Here is a 16,663-nt window from a genome sequence, read left to right as displayed (position 1 = left end):
ATAACTTTCACGTAGCGACGCCGCAGTATTAAGTGCGCATAATCATGATTATGTTAAATGACTCGGGCGTAAAAGGATCCAAGCGTGGTACTACGCAATTATCCTGTCTGATGCAGTTGGATTCGCTTCTGTCCGTTTTGATTTCAACTACAAACAGCCACAGCTATAAATAAATTTTACTTCGCACCTTCCCTGCCGGTTTTGCCGCGTTGATGATGGCGTCGCTACGTGAATTCTGGTGCGTTTGCAGTACATTGGCCCGCAAACTTTCGCGTAGCGTAACGGATAAAGAAACACCCGTGACCGGATGCGCCGTTTGCGGTACGTTCTGATGCTTGCCGTAAGCACCGCGCTGCCTGCCGTGATGTTTTCCACCTTCATTGCGCGCAGCGCTCGTCAGATTGCAGCCATAAAAAAACCGGCTGTGATAGCCGGTTTTTTATTATTTCCCGCACTTTCAGCCAACAAGGCTTTCAAGCGGAATATTGAACTGTTTGTGCAGATTGCGAATCATTGGAAGCGTAAGCTCGCGTTTGCGGTTAAGCACTTCATATACGCGATTCTGCCGACCAATTGCCGGTGCCAAATCTTTGGCCGTCAGCCCCATCTGGTCCATGCGGAATTTAATAGCCTCAATCGGGTCAGGCGGTGCAATTGGGTAATGTTTTGACTCATAGTGTTCAATAAGCAGACACATCACCTCAAAGAGATCGCTTTCAGGTGAGCCCAGCACGGGCTCATTATCAAACATAGGCTCTACGATGCGAAGTGCCTCTTTATAATCCTGCTCTGTTTTAATCGGTTTTATATTCATGTCAGGGCTCCAGTGTAACTGTGTTGGCGTCTATCCTGTCGTATTCTTTATGCGTACCGATAAACTTAACAAATAATCTTTTGTGCGCGTAAGCAACTGAAACTATTAACCGGTAGTCGTTGCCCTTTATGTTAAATACAACGCGGCTGTTTTTTAATATGCTCGCCGTTCCGTACTGCGCCTTTATATCTGCCGGGTTTTGCCAGTCGGCCTTTTTAACTTCATCTACCCAGGCGCGTAACGGTTGTTCTGAATCAGGATGAACCGTCCAAAAATCCTTTAATGGTGCGAGTGCAATAATGTTCATGCGGATAGGGTAATCCCGCTGTGGGACATTTGCAACCACAAAATCCCACGGCGGGACCACCCTGTTAAGGACAGTGCTCAACTATATAATTGTGCAAGTAATTTATTTTTATTCGGTCTTGCCCGGACTCCGTAAAGGGCTTGTTAAATGTCACACATCCAAAAGATAACACCTGTCTTGATATGCCAAGTGAGTAGAAAAAGGTTACTCTTTTGAGTGAATTTGCAGAGATGTCAATTCACATGAATTGACGATGTATCTGTTTAAAGATGGAATTCGCTATGCCAACGAGTAAAAAAACAGTCGCTAGTAAGGCTGCGGTCCTCGTTATGGATGGCGCACGCACGATAGCAAAAGGGGATCATGACTCATGAGTTTTCAGGCACACACCATCGCTATTCTGAAAGATTTGGAACAAAATGCGTTGCAACTCGACAACGCGCAGGCGATGAAACTCATCTCTAAGATCCGTAATGCGAAGCACATTTTCCTACAGGGGGCTGGGCGAAGTGGCATTGCTATTCGGGCGTTCGCTAATCGCTTAGTGCATTTAGGCTTCTCGGTTAGCGTGGTAGGTGAAATTTCATCCCCACATTCTAAACCAGGTGATTTATTAATTATTGGTTCAGGCAGTGGTGAAACATCGAGTCTGAAAAGTCTGGCGCATCAAGCCGTTGAAAATGGAGTTGAGGTTGCGCTTATCACCATGAAACCCGATTCGACGATTGGCCAATTGGCAAGCAGCGTGCTGGTATTACCGGGGAAGATGAAAACGGAAAACGATCGTCAACTAATACACTTCTCTCAGCCAATGGGTTCGGCTTTTGAGCAACTCTGCTTCATCGTCTATGATGCGATCGTGCTTGAGCTTATGGACCAGCTAGGTGAGACCAGCCAAAGCATGTTTAAGCGACACGCTGATTTTGAGTAGTCCGGAATTTCGCGCCCCAACGTCAACGCATCACTACCCTGCTAACGCATCACATTCAACGCTACGCTGATGAGCTGCTGCCGGCGGGCTTGATGAGTCATACGTTGGGGAACGGGTAAGTGGTCAATTTTGTTAAGTTCAGCATCACTCTGCTATTTGTAGCTCATACACCACACATGGCACATCGTAATGTTCCTAAATAGCTTTGTAATTCATGCCTAGTCGTTGCATCACTTTCTGCGAAGCGGTGTTTTTGGGATCGGCAACCGCGACCAAGTATTTTGCACCTATCTTTTCAGCAGCAAAATGAATAATCGCCCGGCCTGCTTCCGTGGCGTAACCTTTACCGTGATGATTTGCGTGCAAACGCCAGCCGATTTCCAGAGGTGCGCCATCTTGATTGGCTAAATGTTGTAGACATGCCGCCCCCACCACTTCATGCGACTCCTTTTCCCGCATCGCCCACCAGGAAAAGCCGTACTGCTGCCAGCGCAACATAACGCGTTCAATATTGGCTCGCGTCTCTTCAGGGGATTTCACGATGCCATTGCTGATATAGCGCATTATCTCTGGATCGCTTTCCATCGAGCGCAGGCCGTCAAAATGTGCGTGTTCGAAAGGTTCCAATACTAAGTGTGTTGTAACTAATTTCATCGTTTCTCCCAAAGATTTCATCATTGTAACCAGACCATAAGAATCTCCCGCTTTCCGTGTCAATGTTATTTAGGAAATTTCGTACAAGTCGCCACTCCTCGGTCTGATACTTATCAGTGCCCTGCCGCGATTTAATAACAACATAATTGGGATGGGGAGGTAGAAATGTTGTCATTAACACTAGTAGACAATAACCAATGGATTGCGGAAGGTTTAAATCACTATTTTTCTGAGAAACCTGTTCAAATTAAAAAAATTGACATCGACAGCCTCAATTCAGCCCTCAAAAATATTGCCGGCTGCGATGTACTGATCAGCGAATTAACCGCTTACGGCCGCGATGTGCAGTTTTTTACTGAGCTGTTACGTAAGGTAAAAGTGTCTTCTCCTGCAACGCGCATTATTGTTCTTACCGATCTCAATGAGAAAGCGGTGGTCAGTTACGTTATGAGCGTGCTGCCAGGAGTGATATTCCTTGCTAAAACCAGCTCGCTCGATGACATTTGCGATGCGGTAGTGGGCCACGCGACGACACAGAGTACGCGACGTTCCAAGCAGACGCTCTCACCGCGTGAATTTGGGCTTTTGCGACTGCTGGGACAAACCAGTAATCTGACAGATATTGCCTATTCGCTTAGGCTGAGTTGTAAAACGATCAGTCACCATCGTCAGAGCATCATTCGTAAACTCAACTGTGCCAACAATAAAGAGTTATTTAATCGCCTAAATCGCATGGGTTACCAATTAGAAAAGATTTAATCATTCCCTCCTGTTAATTGAACCGCAAATTGGTGCGGTTCAATTAACACTCAACGTGGTAGCGAATCCCCCCAATCTTCACTTTTCTGGATTTTGTGTGACTGAGGTTGCATTTTCGCCATGAGCTGCTGGTTAACGAGGCACGCCCAGGCGCAGAATGGAATATATAACCATTACTGAATATATATTCAAATCGATTTGCATGCATAACCCAACACGCAATAATTTAAGGAGAAGGTTCTATGAGTAGTTACACGTATCCGAAATTTGGTGCCGGATTGTGGCACTTCGCTAACTATATCGATCGTTACGCGGTTGATGGTTATGGACCGGCGCTCAGCACTCTCGACCAAATAAAACTCGCCGCCAGCGTCGAAGACCTGTCCTACGTTGATGTCCCCTATCCTTTCACTGAAGGCGTTACGGTGGCTCAAGTCAAACAAGCCCTTGAAGATGCTGGCCTACAAGCCATCGGCATCACGCCGGAAATTTATTTACGTCGCTTCTCCCGCGGTGCTTTCACTAACCCTGATGATGCTATCCGTAAACAGGCTTTCGATTTAATGCATGAAGCCGCCACCGTGGTGCGAGAGCTCGGAGCCAACTATGTCAAAATTTGGCCAGGTCAGGACGGTTGGGATTATCCGTTCCAGGTAGATCATAAGAATCTGTGGAAGATGGCGGTTGATGGCATGCGGGAATTGGCCAGTGCCAATCCCGACGTAAAATTCGCTATTGAATACAAACCACGCGAGCCACGCGTGAAGATGACCTGGGATTCTGCCGCACGCACCCTGCTGGGCATTGAAGACATTGGTTTGCCTAACGTCGGCGTGCTGCTGGATTTTGGTCACGCGCTGTTTGCCGGTGAATCTCCGGCGGATTCGGCTCAATTGATCATCGATCGCGGGCGTTTATTTGGGATGGACGTCAATGACAACCTGCGCGGCTGGGATGATGATTTGGTAGTTGGCACCGTACATATGACGGAGATTTTTGAATTTTTCTACGTACTGAAGATTAACAATTGGGATGGCGTATGGCAGCTCGATCAATTTCCCTTCCGTGAAGATCATGTCGAAGCAGCCAACCTCTCCATTCGCTTCCTGAAACATATTTACCGGGCATTAGATAAACTGGATATCACCGCGCTGCAGGAAGCGCAGCGTGAACAAAATCCGCTTAAAGCTCAGAAGATCATTCAAAACGCGTTGCTCAGCAGCATCGAGCAGTAAGGTTAAGCCCAGCACGTGCATTTTGGACAAATAGGTGGTCATAAATGGCCTAATGCCGTTCAATTAGGCAATCCCTCTTTATGCAGGTGCGCATGAATGCGCCCCTACGAAAACCCGGTTATATCCGCGTTAGGTCACCATTTATGGTGACCGATTCACGCTTAGCTGACGAGCAATACGCCATAAATGGCCACCTTACATTGAATTCGAATGCCTAAAACGCAACGCTCAGTACGAATTTTGTTGCTTCCATTGCAGCGTAAACCCGCTAAGTTGGGAAAAAAATGGAGGTAACTATGCAAATGCCCTCTTCACCCTGGTGGTGGGATCTTTCTACGCGAGAATTTAGTGAACTTGATATGGCAAACATCGTTGCCATACTGCCAATCGGTGCGGTGGAACAACATGGGCCTCATTTGCCGGTACGCGTTGATGCGGCAATAAATGCCGGCATTGTTCAGCGCGCGGTCGAATTGCTGCCTGATAACTTGCCGCTGCTGGTCATGCCCGCACTGCCGATCGGTAAATCCGACGAACATCTCGCTTACCCCGGCACGCTTTCATTGCCCTACGAAGTGTTAGGTAAGGTGTGGTTTGAAGTGGCAAAAAGCGCGTGGCGTGCTGGCATTCGTAAACTGATTTTCTGGAATTCACACGGCGGCCAGCCACAGCTGATGGAGATCGTCTGCCGTCAGTTACGCATTGAACTGGGCATGTTTGCCGTCGGCGCCAGCTGGTTTCACACCTTTGATGCTTCCGACTTGTATAGCGCACATGAACTCAATCACGGGATTCACGGCGGAGAGTCCGAGACCAGCATGATGCTGCATCTCCATCCACAATTGGTGCAGATGCAGCACGCAGATAATTTTGTGTCCACGTCGGTGGCGCTCGAAGCCCGCGGCGGTATTTTGACGCCAGAAGGCGGTATTGGTTTTGGCTGGATGGCACAGGACCTGCATCTTTCCGGCACCACCGGCAACGCAGCGGCCGCCGATGCCGAACGCGGAAAGATCGCCACCGATCGCGCCGCACATGCGCTGCTGAAACTGGCGCGCGAGGTGCAGAGTTTCGATCTTGGTTTTCTTACTGAGCGAACCGCATACCAGCCGCTGAACCTGTAGGGTTGCCATTCATGGCGACCAGGTGCGCATTAATGCGCACCTTACAGGCTACACAAGTCCTGACATCATGCCTTTGATGGTTTCAGCAAACACGCTGCCAATCGCGCTGGTGCCGCGATCGTGACCGATCAGCATCAGCGTTTGCGTATGCTGGGCCAGTTCTCGTACCGGAATATAGATCAAGCGGCCGCTGCGCTGGTCAGATTCAATATCGATTGGCGTGAGAAACGTCAGCGTTTGATCCATCATCGCCGACTGGCGCATCACCTCGATCGAGTTAGTTTCGATGACCGCTTGTAAAGTGATCGAGGCGCGTGCAAACACTTCATTCAGATAAGGGCGAATGACCATTGATTTATCGGCAATCACCACCGGATAAGGCAGGCAATCACTCAGGCGTAAACTGGATTTCTCCGCCAGCGGATGTCCCGATCCTACTACCGCACCTAACCGCACCGGTACGCTAGCAATATTGCGGTGGACCGGCTGCAGTTCAAAATCAAAGCCAATACCCAAATCCGCCTCACCGCTTGCCACCGCGTTAGTGATATTTTCACCGGTGGTGAGCTGTTGTAGCAGCAATTTTACCCGCGGATTGGCGCGTCGGAACTCTGCCGCCACGCGCGGAATCAGGTTTGCCGCCAATCCACTCATCATTGCCACGGTGACTTCGCCACGCCGCAGTCCTTTCAGCTCTTCGATTTTCATCTGCGCAATTTCAATCTCTTTGAAACTCTGCCGTACGTGGTGAATCAGCGCTTCACCGGCGGCCGTGAGGATCATTTTACGGGGTAAACGTTGAAACAAAGGCGTACCCAACTCCTCTTCCAGCGCAATCAATTGGCGGTTTATGGCCGATGCGGAGATATGCAGACGCTCGGCAGCTTTGCGGATTGAACCGCTGCGCGCGATCTGGTCGATATAAACAAACAAACGGTGCTGAAGCATATTCCATCCTGCGTTGCCTTTTAGGCATCGGTAAGTGCTAAAAATGATGCTTTTAAGATAATGCTCTTCCGGTGATTAATACATCAAAACCACACCAGGAGAACACATGATGGCAGACGTATCCCGCAGAAAATTTGCGAAGTTAGTGGCTGGCGCGCTGTTGTTACCCGCGCTGGCACCCATGTTGTCGCGCAAAGCCATGGCAGCGAATAACAATATAAAAATCGCCCTGCTGCTGCCCGGTTCGGTTGCCGATGGCGGCTGGAGTTCGCTGGCGTATGTTGGCTTGCAAAGCCTGCAAAAAGCCGGTTTTACCGTCGCCCATAGCGAAAGCATCACCCAGGCGCAGATGGATCAAACCATTCGCGGCTACGCCGATGATGGTTACACCTTGATCATTGGGCACAGTTTTGAATACGGCTCAGCCTTCGCTGAAATCGCCCCCGAATATCCGGATACCTATTTCTTCGCTTCCACCTTTAAGCCCGATGAAAAAGCGCCGGGTAACGTGGAGTACATCGATCTCGCCTATGTGCAAGGTGCTTATGCTGCAGGTGCGCTAGCCGCGCTGATCTCTGATAACGGTAAAGCAGTAGGATTTGTCGGCGGCGGCGATAACCCCACACAGCAGGCGATGATGCGAGCCTTCATCCAGGCGGCAGAGAAAACCCGCCCGGGTATGAAAGGCTTGGGCGTGGTAACCGGCGATTATGATAACGCCGCGAAAGGTCGCGAGGCCGCAACCACCATGATCGGCAACGGTGCGGATGTGATCTGGCATGCGGCAGACGTCACGGGGCTTGGAGCCATACAAGGCGCGGCGGCGGCGAAAGTCAAAGTCCTTGGTTGTTATGTGGATCAGCGTAGTGTCGCGCCGGATTACGTTGCCTGCAGTTTCCGCCAGAATCTCGATTGGATGGTGGAGCAAGTGGGTGAATCGGTGGCCAATAAAACCTTTAAAGGTGGCCAGGAGTGGCAGCCTACGGTGGGCAAAGCCTGGTCAATAGTTAACGGCAGCGAGCGTTATAACGCCAAACTGGTGAGCACCAGCGCCTGGGATAAATTCCAGCAGATCTGGCAACAGCTGGACAACGGCACACTGAAGCCAGTGGTTTGATAAGCGGAATCGACTCATGACAGTAACGGCAAACATACGCGTCGCGCTTAACAACATCACCAAACGCTTCGCACGCGTGGTGGCAAATGACGATGTGTCACTCAGCATTAAAGCCGGAGAAATTCACGCGCTGCTGGGCGAGAACGGCGCAGGCAAAAGCACGCTGATGCAGATCCTGTACGGTTTGTATCAGGCCGATGAAGGCAGCATTGTGGTGGATGGCAAAGCGCAGCGCTTTCGCGATCCCAGCGATGCTATCGCCTGCGGCATCGGCATGGTGCACCAGGAATTTATGCTGGTACAGCCTATGAGCGTGGTAGAGAACGTGATACTGGGGCTGAAAGAGAGCGTCAGCGGCGTACTCAATTTGCATGCTGCGGCAGCGCGTTTGCAGGCGCTATCAGATAAACACGGTCTGGCGATTGATCCCTGGGCAAAAGTACAACATCTGCCCATTGGCGTGCAGCAGCGCGTGGAGATCCTCAAGCTGCTTTATCGCGATGCGCAGGTGCTGATTCTGGATGAACCGACTGCGGTGCTCACGCCGCAAGAGAAAGCAGGTTTGTTTGCCACGCTGAAATCGCTGTGTGCTGAAGGCCGTTCGGTGGTGATCGTCACGCACAAACTGTACGAAATCATGGCCATTGCCCATCACGTTTCGGTGATGCGCGGCGGAAAAATGGTGGATTCAGTCGATATTAAAGACACCTCTGAACGCGACCTGGCACGCCGTATGGTGGGCCGCGATGTGGTGCTGCGTATGGAAAAAACGCCGTGCCAGCCGGGTAAAACCGTGCTGCAAGTTGATAACATCGCGGTGCGCGACGCCAGCGGACAGCAGAAAATCTGGCGCGTTTCGCTGAGCGTGGTCGCGGGAGAAATCCTCGGCATTGCCGGCGTGGAAGGCAATGGGCAATCCGAGCTGGCAGAAACGCTGCTCAATCTACGCGAGCTGGAAGCCGGCCGTATTCTGCTCAACGGTGAAGATATCAGCGATGATTCCCCTGCTACACGCCGCAGTAAAGGTATCGGTTTTATTCCGGCGGATCGGCGCGGCGTTGGATCAGTTACCGATCTTTCGATCACCGATAATGCCCTGCTTGGTCGCCAGCGCAGTTTTACCCGCGCGCGAGGATGGCTGTTGGATCGCCAACGTATTCGCCAGCACGCACGGGATATCATCGCGCGCTTTGCAGTGCGTACGCCAGATGCCGATTTTGAAGCCGGAAAACTCTCCGGCGGTAATTTGCAAAAGCTGATTCTGGGCCGTGAAGTCGCCAGCAATCCCTGCCTGCTGATTGTGGAGCAACCGACGCGCGGGCTGGATGTGGGTGCGATTGAGAGCGTATGGCAAGGATTAATGGACGCGCGCGATCGCGGCTGCGCCATTCTGATGATCTCCGCCGAGCTGGAAGAGATTATGAATCTTTCCGATCGCATCGCAGTGATGTACAGCGGCCAGATCGCCGGGGAAATGAACGCCGTCGATGCTTCTCCAGAACGCCTCGGCGAGCTGATGGCGGGCGCACATCTCAAAAAAGGGGCAGGCAACCATGAAGAAGCTGCTTGAGCGGCGTCTGGCTCCCGCTGAATCCACCAGCGCACTGATGTTAACCAGCTGCTGCGGGATCGTAACGGCGTTTGTGATTGCTGGGCTGCTGTTTATCCCTTTCGGCGGTAATCCATTGTCAGCGTATGGCTTCCTGTTTGACGCCGCGTTTGGCTCATTGAGTAGCGTAGGCCTTAGCATCGTGCAATCCACACCGTTAATGTTGATTGCGTTGGCAACCATCGTGGTGTGGCGTGCTGGATTGGGCTACATCGGCTTTGAAGGTTGCTTTCTGCTGGGTGCCGCGGCGGCCAGCTGGATTGCGCTCTCCGGGACGCCTCAGGGTTTTCCGTGGGCCGTTCCAGCGCTGCTTTATTGGCCACTGGTGCTGATCGCCGCTTTCCTCGCCGGGGCGATTTGGGCCGGCTGGGTTGGCGCGTTACGCGTCAGGTTTGGCGGCAATGATGTACTGATTTCCCTGATGGCCAACTACGTGGCGCTGTTCATAGTGCAATATTTGGTTTCTGGTCCAATGCGCGCGCCCGGCGACCTGCCACAAACGCCACGCTTACCGGTGGATAGCTGGTTGCCGTTTGTCATGACTGGCATGCGCGCACACTGGGGCATCGCCATTGCGCTGGTTGCGACCGTCTTTGTCTTCTGGCTAATGCGCGCCACACCCGCCGGCTTCGAAATCAAAATCGCCGGGCTTAATGCGCGCGCCGCACGCTACAGCGGCGTTGATGTCAATCGTCGGCAAATGGGCGCAGTGCTGCTCGGCGGTGGATTGGCGGCGCTGGCAGGATTGTGCGCGGTACTTGGCGTGCAGCATCGGCTGATGGAAGGCATCTCTGGCGGCGTCGGGTTTATTGGCGTGGTCGTCGCCTTGCTGGCACGCCTCAATCCTCTGCTGGTGATCCCTACCGCAATTCTCTATGGCGGTTTAGAAGTCGGCGGCAGTGCGATGCAGCGTCAAACCGGTTTGCCGACGTCAGTAGTGCTGATTCTGCAAAGTTTAGTGGTGTTACTCATTCTGGCAGGTGATTTGCTGCGCTATTACCGTATCAACCTGCCCATTCTGCGTAAAACCCGCAGCCCAATGGTGGAGGAGCAATCATGAGTTTGTGGGCTAATCTCGATACCGCGTTCTTTGTCAGCTGGCTGGCTGCAGCGGTGCGGCTTGCCGGTCCCGTGTTGTTAGCCGCACTGGGCGAAATCTATGGCGAACGTTCTGGCGTGTTAAATATTGGCATCGAAGGCACCATTCTGCTGGGTGCGCTCTCCAGCTACATGGTAGCGGTAGCAAGCGGCTCAACGGCACTCGGCTTCATCGCCGGTGGCGTAGGAGGATTACTGGTCGGCTGCGTGCTGGCGGCGCTCTATCTGCGTGCCCACGCCAGCCAAATTGTGGTCGGCATCGTTTTCAATATTCTTGCCGCTGGCCTTGCCACCTGGATTTATGCGCTGGTGATGGGCAACGAATCATCGCCAACCATTCCCATGCTGGAACCCTGGCATGTGCCGCTGCTCTCCTCATTACCCTTCATCGGTCCGATTCTGTTCCAGCAGCCACTGCCGCTCTATTTAACTTTACTACTGGCGGCACTGGCGCATTTTGGCCTGTTCCATACCCGCTTCGGCCTCTCTTTGCGCGCGGTGGGTGAAAATCCGCGCGCGGCCCATGCAGCCGGGCTTAACGTAGTAAAGATCCGCACGTGGGGAGTAATGTTCTCCTGCTTAGGAGCGGGTTTAGCCGGCAGCTATCTGGTGACCGCCCAGATTGGCTTGTTCCGCGACAACATCGTCAGCGGGCAAGGTTTTATCGCACTGGCCATCGTTATCTTTGGCCGCTGGAGTCCGCTCAAGGCGGTGGTGGCTGCCTTTATTTTTGGCGCAGCCGATGCATTACAGCTGTCGCTACAGCTGTTTGAAAACACGCTTCCTCCGCAGGTGCTGCTGGCCCTGCCTTATCTTCTCACCATCCTGGCAATGTCCGGCGTAGTAGGACGCACATTGCAACCCGGCGCGCTAACGCAGCCTTATCGAAAGGAATAACTGATGAAATCGTTTCGTTTCAACCCTCTTGCGGATGTGAAGGCGTTCCGTATTAGTCCCGATAGCAGTAACTATTTCGCCATTTTGTTCGACAAACCGCTCGATGGCATTGAGAACATCTTTGTGGTGGAAATCTTCAACGTGGGCGGTGCTACGCCGCCCAATGAACACGCCACCGCGCATGAGTTTTTCTATGTGCTGCATGGTGAAGGCGTCGCCCGCTGCAACGATGAGGAGTTAGTGATTAAGAAAGGCGATTCCCTGCTGTTGCACCCGGGTAATGATCATGCAATCCGCAACACCGGCAGGTGCAAGCTCTATACGCTGACGGTCATGACGCCCAATGAGGGATTCTCCGAACTGATTCGCAGCGGTGACCCTGTCACGCTGGATGAGGAAGATTTGCGCATCTTAACGGGAGCCTGATATGGGAGAAAACGTTTTAGGCAGCAGTCGGCAAAATCAGTGGCGTGTCTCCGCGCAGGTCATTGATATGCGACGCCCGGAGCAACCCGTGCGCGCAGTAAAGCTCGGCACGCGCGACCGATCGGTGATCTTTGATTTACAGAGTACTGCAATCATCGTAGTGGATATGCAGAACGATTTTTGCCATCCCGACGGCTGGCTCGGACACATTGGTGTGGATGTCACGCCCGCGCGCGCACCGATTGCGCCGCTACAAGCGTTATTGCCAGCATTGCGTGCCGCCGAGGTGCCCGTTATTTGGCTCAACTGGGGCAATCGCGCTGACAAACTCAATCTCAGTCCGGCTTTGCTGCACGTTTATAATCCGTATGGCACCGGTGTGGGTTTAGGCGATCCGTTACCGGTTTCCGGCGCGCCGGTATTGCAGGCGGGTAGCTGGGCGGCCGAGGTAGTGGATGAACTCATGCCGAACGATACGGATATTCGCGTCAACAAATACCGAATGTCCGGGTTTCATGACAGCGAGCTTGATAGCATCCTGCGCAATCTCAACGTCACCACGCTGTTGTTTGCCGGCGTCAATGTCGATCAATGCGTGCTCTGCACTTTGCAAGAGGCCAACTTCCGCGGTTATGACTGCCTGCTGCTGGAAGATTGTAGCGCGACGACCTCGCCCGACTATTGTCGCGATGCCACGCTGTATAACGTACAGCAGTGCTTTGGTTTTGTGGTGAATGCCGCAGAGTTACAACAGCAGCTGGAGAGCAACATATGAGTTACTTGCTGGCTGACGGCTGGATCATCACCATGAATCCGCAGCGCGAGATTCTGGAACAGGCCAGTTTACTGATTGAAGACAACCTTATCGCCGCCATCGGCACGCGTGATGCCTTGCAGCAGCGCTATCCGGAAGCGGAAATCATCAACTGCCGCGAGCGTATTATCATGCCGGGAATGGTGAATACGCATACGCATCTGTTTCAGACGCTGCTAAAAGGTCTCGGTGACGACATGGTGCTGAAGAAGTGGTTCACCTGCATGACCGGTCCAAGCGCCGTGGCGCTGACGGAGGAAGACGTCTACGCCGCTGCGCTGCATGGCTGCGTGGAATCGCTGCGTTCTGGCGTCACCTCGCTGGTTGATTTTATGTACGCCCACCCGCGTCCAGGCTTGACGGCTAAAGTGATTGACGCTTTTGAAGTCAGCGGCATTCGCGGCCATGTCTGCCGCGGTTTCCTCACCAGCGGCATTGAGCACGGCATTCCCGCTGAACTGATTGAAACGCCGGAGCAGGCGCTAGCCGATGCACGTAATGTGATTCAGCGCTATCACAAGGCGGATGGACGGGTAAAAGTTGGTCTCGCGCCAAGCATGATTTGGGCGCTGGATGAAAAAGTACTGCGTGGCACACGGGCGCTGGCGAATGAAACCGGCACACTGATCACGACCCACGTCGCAGAAACCGATTTTGAAATCGAGCAGGCTAAGCTGCGCTTTCAGGCGACCGATACGGAGTTCCTTAGCGATATCGGTTTCCTCGGCCCGGATGTGCTGGCGGTACACTGCGTGCAGTGCAGCTCCCGTGATATCCGTGCGCTGAAGCATCACGACACACGCGTCTCACACAATCCGTGCAGCAATCTCTACCTTGCCTCGGGTGTGGCGCCTATTCCCGAAATGCTTGCCGCCGGATTAACCGTAGGGTTAGGCTCCGACGGCCCCGCCAGCAGCAATAACCACAATCTGTTTCAGGCCATGAAAGTGGCAGCGCTGCTGCCAAAAGGCGTGCATCGCGATCCCACAATAATGACCGCTGAAAAAGTGCTGGAGATGGCGACCATCGACGGCGCGCGCGCCATTGGTCTTGAGCATCTGGTCGGCTCGCTGGAAGTGGGTAAACGAGCGGATGTCGTGATTGTGGATACCTCGCATCCTGCGATGACGCCGATCCACCATCCTGTCTCATCTTTGGTCTACTCCGCTTTGGGTCACGAAGTCAGTGATGTATTTGTGGATGGTGCTTATCTGTTGCGGGCGGGAGAATTTACCCAACTTAACCAGCGGGAAGTGATGGCGCGTTCACAACGAGCGGCGCAGTCACTGGCGGTACGCACCGGCAATGATAAAACACGCGGTTGGCGTTCAGCCGCGTTTTGATGGGGCACAGTGGCGAGTTAGGCTTTTCACCGCGCGAACGATGCTGTTCGGTTAACAGCGGCACATTCCGCTTAACTTACTTTTTGCTACAACATTCAAACTCATACCACTCTGCAAAATGCGCTTTTAGCCCTAAGCTTTAAGGCATCTGGCCACTGTTAATGAGGTTACAATGAGTTTACTTTTTAGCGCAACGCAACTGGGTAAGTTAACGCTCGACAACCGCATCGTGATCGCCCCGATGTGTCAATACTCCGCGCAGGATGGCAAAGCCAGCGCCTGGCATCGCATCCATCTTGGCCAGCTCGCACTTTCGGGAGCGGGTTTGCTGATTATCGAAGCAACGGCGGTTGAAGCCGCAGGGCGGATTTCGCCGGGCGATCTGGGGTTGTGGGATGATGCAACCGAAGCCGCGCTGGCTAGCGTGCTGGAGGATATTCGCCACTATTCTGATATCCCTATCGGCATTCAGCTCGGTCACGCCGGGCGTAAAGCCTCATGCGCAGCACCGTGGCTGGGTGGTCACCAGCTGGCACTGAATGACGGTGGCTGGCAAACGGTAGCCCCCTCTGCACACGCTTTTAACCCAGAAGACCGTGCACCGGTGGCACTGGAAAAACAGGATTTGGAGCGACTAAAATCCGCTTTCGTCGACAGCGCGCAGCGCGCCGCGCGTCTTGGCATCCAATTGATTGAGCTTCATGCCGCCCACGGCTATTTGCTGCATCAGTTCCTGTCGCCATTGAGCAACCAGCGTCAGGATGAATACGGCGGTTCACTGAAAAATCGTCTGCGTTTCCCGCTTGAAGTTTTCCACGCGGTACGCAGCGCATTGCCCGATTCAGTTACAGTTGGGGTTCGCCTTTCAGCTACAGATTGGGTTGAGGGCGGCTGGGATGTTGAGCAATCCATCACCTTCAGCCAGCAACTGGAAACTGCAGGTAGCGATTATGTGCATATCTCCAGTGGGGGACTTTCACCGCAGCAGCAGATTACAGTGGGGCCCGGCTATCAGCTGCCGTTCGCGCATGATATCCGTAAGCAGGTGAAGATTCCGGTGATTGGCGTGGGCTTGATTACCGACCCGCAGCAGGCTGAAAATGCATTACAGAAAGACGATGCCGACCTGATCGCACTCGCCCGCGCGGTACTCTATGACCCACGCTGGCCGTGGCATGCCGCTGCAGCACTGGGCGCACAAGCGAAGGCTCCCCCGCAGTATTTGCGCTCCGAACCCCATGGGTTGAAAGGGACGCTGGTCGCGAATAAGGGCTGAAAATCATATCCAGGTGCGCATCCAAACGCACCTGGATATCCCTAACGGCGACCGTTACTCCGCTACAAACTCTGGCAGCAGCTTAAACCAGCTCAGCATCCATGCCAGAATATTCAGTAGACCAAATGCAAAGAGTAAAACGACCGCGATCGAACAGCGCTGCTGCGATCGCCAGGCGAGCATCGCCGGAACGATCACCGCCCACAGGGTGGCAAATAAACCGGCAAAGCCAATCGCTGCCACAAATCCACTCGGCCAGCAAATCGAGGCCATTAACGGCGGCAGAAACGTCAGACAAGCGGTTTTAAAACGCGCAGTCGGTGAATGTCCTAAGCCCAGACGATCGGCAATGAAATCAAACAAGCCGGCCGTGACGCCAAGAAATGAGGCAATCACCGCGAAATGCGAAAATATCGACATCATTAATGACAACGCATTGACGTGCAGTTGCGCACGCAGCGCGGCCATCAGCGCCGCAATATCGCCGCCCTGTTGCACAATTTCAGGGAACGCGCTGCGCGGCAGGTTGCCCATGGTGCTGGTAAGCCAAAATACATACAACGCCAGTGACAATAGCGTGCCCAGAACCAACGCTTGTGTAATGTGCTTTTTGTTACCCGCATAATAGCTCACCAGCCCGGTGATATTGCCATGATAGCCAAACGAGGCCAGACAAAATGGCAATACCCCGAGTGCGTAGGGCCAGTAACGCTCCCCTGCGCCTGGCGCCTGAAGCAGCGACGGTACATTGACCTGCGTGAGCAATCCCCCAAACAACAGGATCAAAAGCAGAATCTTGGCCAGCACGCAAAAGGTCATCAGCCGACTCACGCCGGTTGTGCCGAGCCACACCACTGCTGCCACGCCGATTGTTAACAGCACTTTTGCTTCTGCGGTGGAAATCGGCACACCCGCCTGATTAAGAGAGTGCTGATACACCGGGCCGCTAGCCGAGATATAGGCGTAGGTAAGAATGCCAAGCACAAATAAGATACTGAGCCCATTCAATATCGCCCAACCGCGCCCCAGCAGATCTTTCGTTAAGGTGTCATAGCCCGCGCCTGGCGGATAGCTGAGGCTGACGCGCATAAAAAGTAAGCCTGAAAGCAGCATGCCGCCCCAGCTGACCAGTAGCATGATCATCGCCCAACCAAACCACGCGCCCGCCATCACCACCGGCAGCGTAAACATCCCTGCACCCACTACGGTGCCGCAAATAATCATCGCGCCCCACCACACGGAAGGCTGGCGGCGGGACAATGTCATCTCCGTCATCATTTATTCCCTACAAAACCGCTTAAAGGCGGCGAT

17 protein-coding genes are annotated in these 16,663 nt (G+C 53.2%); 12 read left to right on the top strand and 5 right to left on the bottom strand.

Annotated elements, in window-relative coordinates; all coding sequences use genetic code 11:
- Window positions 1-457: 457 nt before the first annotated feature.
- Both AC07WB_RS21130 and AC07WB_RS21125 read right to left on the bottom strand, forming a co-directional pair.
- Complete coding sequence (locus AC07WB_RS21130; protein ID WP_494941254.1) at window positions 458-814, bottom strand: helix-turn-helix domain-containing protein; 357 nt, start codon at window positions 812-814, stop codon at window positions 458-460.
- A 1-nt stretch (window position 815) separates the two neighbouring features.
- Window positions 816-1,121 (bottom strand): type II toxin-antitoxin system HigB family toxin, encoded by a 306-nt coding sequence (locus AC07WB_RS21125; protein ID WP_494941253.1) that lies wholly within the window; start codon window positions 1,119-1,121, stop codon window positions 816-818.
- 370 nt (window positions 1,122-1,491) lie between these two features.
- On the opposite strand from AC07WB_RS21125, the gene hxlB reads away from it, so the two are divergent.
- A complete protein-coding gene (gene hxlB / locus AC07WB_RS21120; RefSeq protein ID WP_494941252.1) occupies window positions 1,492-2,052 on the top strand; it encodes a 6-phospho-3-hexuloisomerase in 561 nt (186 codons plus the stop codon).
- Between the two features lie 195 nt (window positions 2,053-2,247).
- Here the strand turns inward: hxlB and AC07WB_RS21115 are convergent, their stop codons facing one another.
- Complete coding sequence (locus tag AC07WB_RS21115) at window positions 2,248-2,706, bottom strand: GNAT family N-acetyltransferase (RefSeq protein WP_494941251.1); 459 nt, start codon at window positions 2,704-2,706, stop codon at window positions 2,248-2,250.
- 165 nt (window positions 2,707-2,871) lie between these two features.
- Between AC07WB_RS21115 and AC07WB_RS21110 the strand changes: the two genes are divergently transcribed.
- From AC07WB_RS21110 to AC07WB_RS21100, 3 genes are all read left to right on the top strand, one after another.
- On the top strand, window positions 2,872-3,465 hold the full coding sequence (locus AC07WB_RS21110; protein WP_400457767.1) for a response regulator transcription factor: 594 nt from the start codon (window positions 2,872-2,874) through the stop codon (window positions 3,463-3,465).
- 242 nt (window positions 3,466-3,707) lie between these two features.
- Complete coding sequence (locus AC07WB_RS21105; RefSeq protein ID WP_400457768.1) at window positions 3,708-4,700, top strand: sugar phosphate isomerase/epimerase family protein; 993 nt, start codon at window positions 3,708-3,710, stop codon at window positions 4,698-4,700.
- Between the two features lie 296 nt (window positions 4,701-4,996).
- Complete coding sequence (locus tag AC07WB_RS21100; RefSeq protein WP_400457771.1) at window positions 4,997-5,824, top strand: creatininase family protein; 828 nt, start codon at window positions 4,997-4,999, stop codon at window positions 5,822-5,824.
- Between the two features lie 48 nt (window positions 5,825-5,872).
- Here the strand turns inward: AC07WB_RS21100 and AC07WB_RS21095 are convergent, their stop codons facing one another.
- Window positions 5,873-6,772, bottom strand: a complete 900-nt coding sequence (locus AC07WB_RS21095; RefSeq protein WP_097097874.1) for a LysR family transcriptional regulator — start codon at window positions 6,770-6,772, stop codon at window positions 5,873-5,875.
- Between the two features lie 106 nt (window positions 6,773-6,878).
- On the opposite strand from AC07WB_RS21095, the gene AC07WB_RS21090 reads away from it, so the two are divergent.
- The 8 genes from AC07WB_RS21090 (at window position 6,879) to AC07WB_RS21055 (ending at window position 15,352) form a co-directional block, all read left to right on the top strand.
- Window positions 6,879-7,889, top strand: coding sequence for a BMP family protein (locus AC07WB_RS21090; RefSeq protein WP_345830756.1), 1,011 nt, complete (start codon window positions 6,879-6,881; stop codon window positions 7,887-7,889).
- Window positions 7,890-7,905: 16 nt separating this feature from the next.
- Window positions 7,906-9,459: an ABC transporter ATP-binding protein gene (locus AC07WB_RS21085; protein WP_494941250.1), complete on the top strand. Its 1,554-nt coding sequence runs from the start codon at window positions 7,906-7,908 to the stop codon at window positions 9,457-9,459.
- Window positions 9,443-10,558, top strand: coding sequence for an ABC transporter permease (locus tag AC07WB_RS21080; RefSeq protein ID WP_494941249.1), 1,116 nt, complete (start codon window positions 9,443-9,445; stop codon window positions 10,556-10,558). The genes AC07WB_RS21085 and AC07WB_RS21080 overlap by 17 nt, the downstream gene beginning before the upstream one ends.
- The gene (locus AC07WB_RS21075; protein ID WP_494941248.1) at window positions 10,555-11,493 is read left to right on the top strand and encodes an ABC transporter permease; all 939 of its coding nucleotides are present in this window, start codon (window positions 10,555-10,557) and stop codon (window positions 11,491-11,493) included. Before AC07WB_RS21080 ends, AC07WB_RS21075 begins: the two co-directional genes overlap by 4 nt.
- Window positions 11,494-11,496: 3 nt before the next feature.
- On the top strand, window positions 11,497-11,919 hold the full coding sequence (locus tag AC07WB_RS21070; protein WP_345830764.1) for a cupin domain-containing protein: 423 nt from the start codon (window positions 11,497-11,499) through the stop codon (window positions 11,917-11,919).
- A 1-nt stretch (window position 11,920) separates the two neighbouring features.
- Window positions 11,921-12,694, top strand: coding sequence for a cysteine hydrolase family protein (locus tag AC07WB_RS21065; protein WP_097097868.1), 774 nt, complete (start codon window positions 11,921-11,923; stop codon window positions 12,692-12,694).
- Complete coding sequence (locus AC07WB_RS21060; RefSeq protein ID WP_494941247.1) at window positions 12,691-14,076, top strand: amidohydrolase family protein; 1,386 nt, start codon at window positions 12,691-12,693, stop codon at window positions 14,074-14,076. Before AC07WB_RS21065 ends, AC07WB_RS21060 begins: the two co-directional genes overlap by 4 nt.
- Window positions 14,077-14,248: 172 nt before the next feature.
- Window positions 14,249-15,352, top strand: a complete 1,104-nt coding sequence (locus AC07WB_RS21055) for an NADH:flavin oxidoreductase/NADH oxidase (RefSeq protein ID WP_494941246.1) — start codon at window positions 14,249-14,251, stop codon at window positions 15,350-15,352.
- A 54-nt stretch (window positions 15,353-15,406) separates the two neighbouring features.
- On the opposite strand, the gene AC07WB_RS21050 is transcribed toward AC07WB_RS21055, so the two are convergent.
- Complete coding sequence (locus AC07WB_RS21050) at window positions 15,407-16,627, bottom strand: aromatic amino acid transporter (RefSeq protein ID WP_494941245.1); 1,221 nt, start codon at window positions 16,625-16,627, stop codon at window positions 15,407-15,409.
- Between the last annotated feature and the right edge of the window lie 36 nt (window positions 16,628-16,663).

The sequence above is a fragment of the Pantoea sp. GW821-FHT03E06 genome, from assembly GCF_059420725.1.
This window is presented reverse-complemented; position numbering and strand designations above follow the sequence as displayed.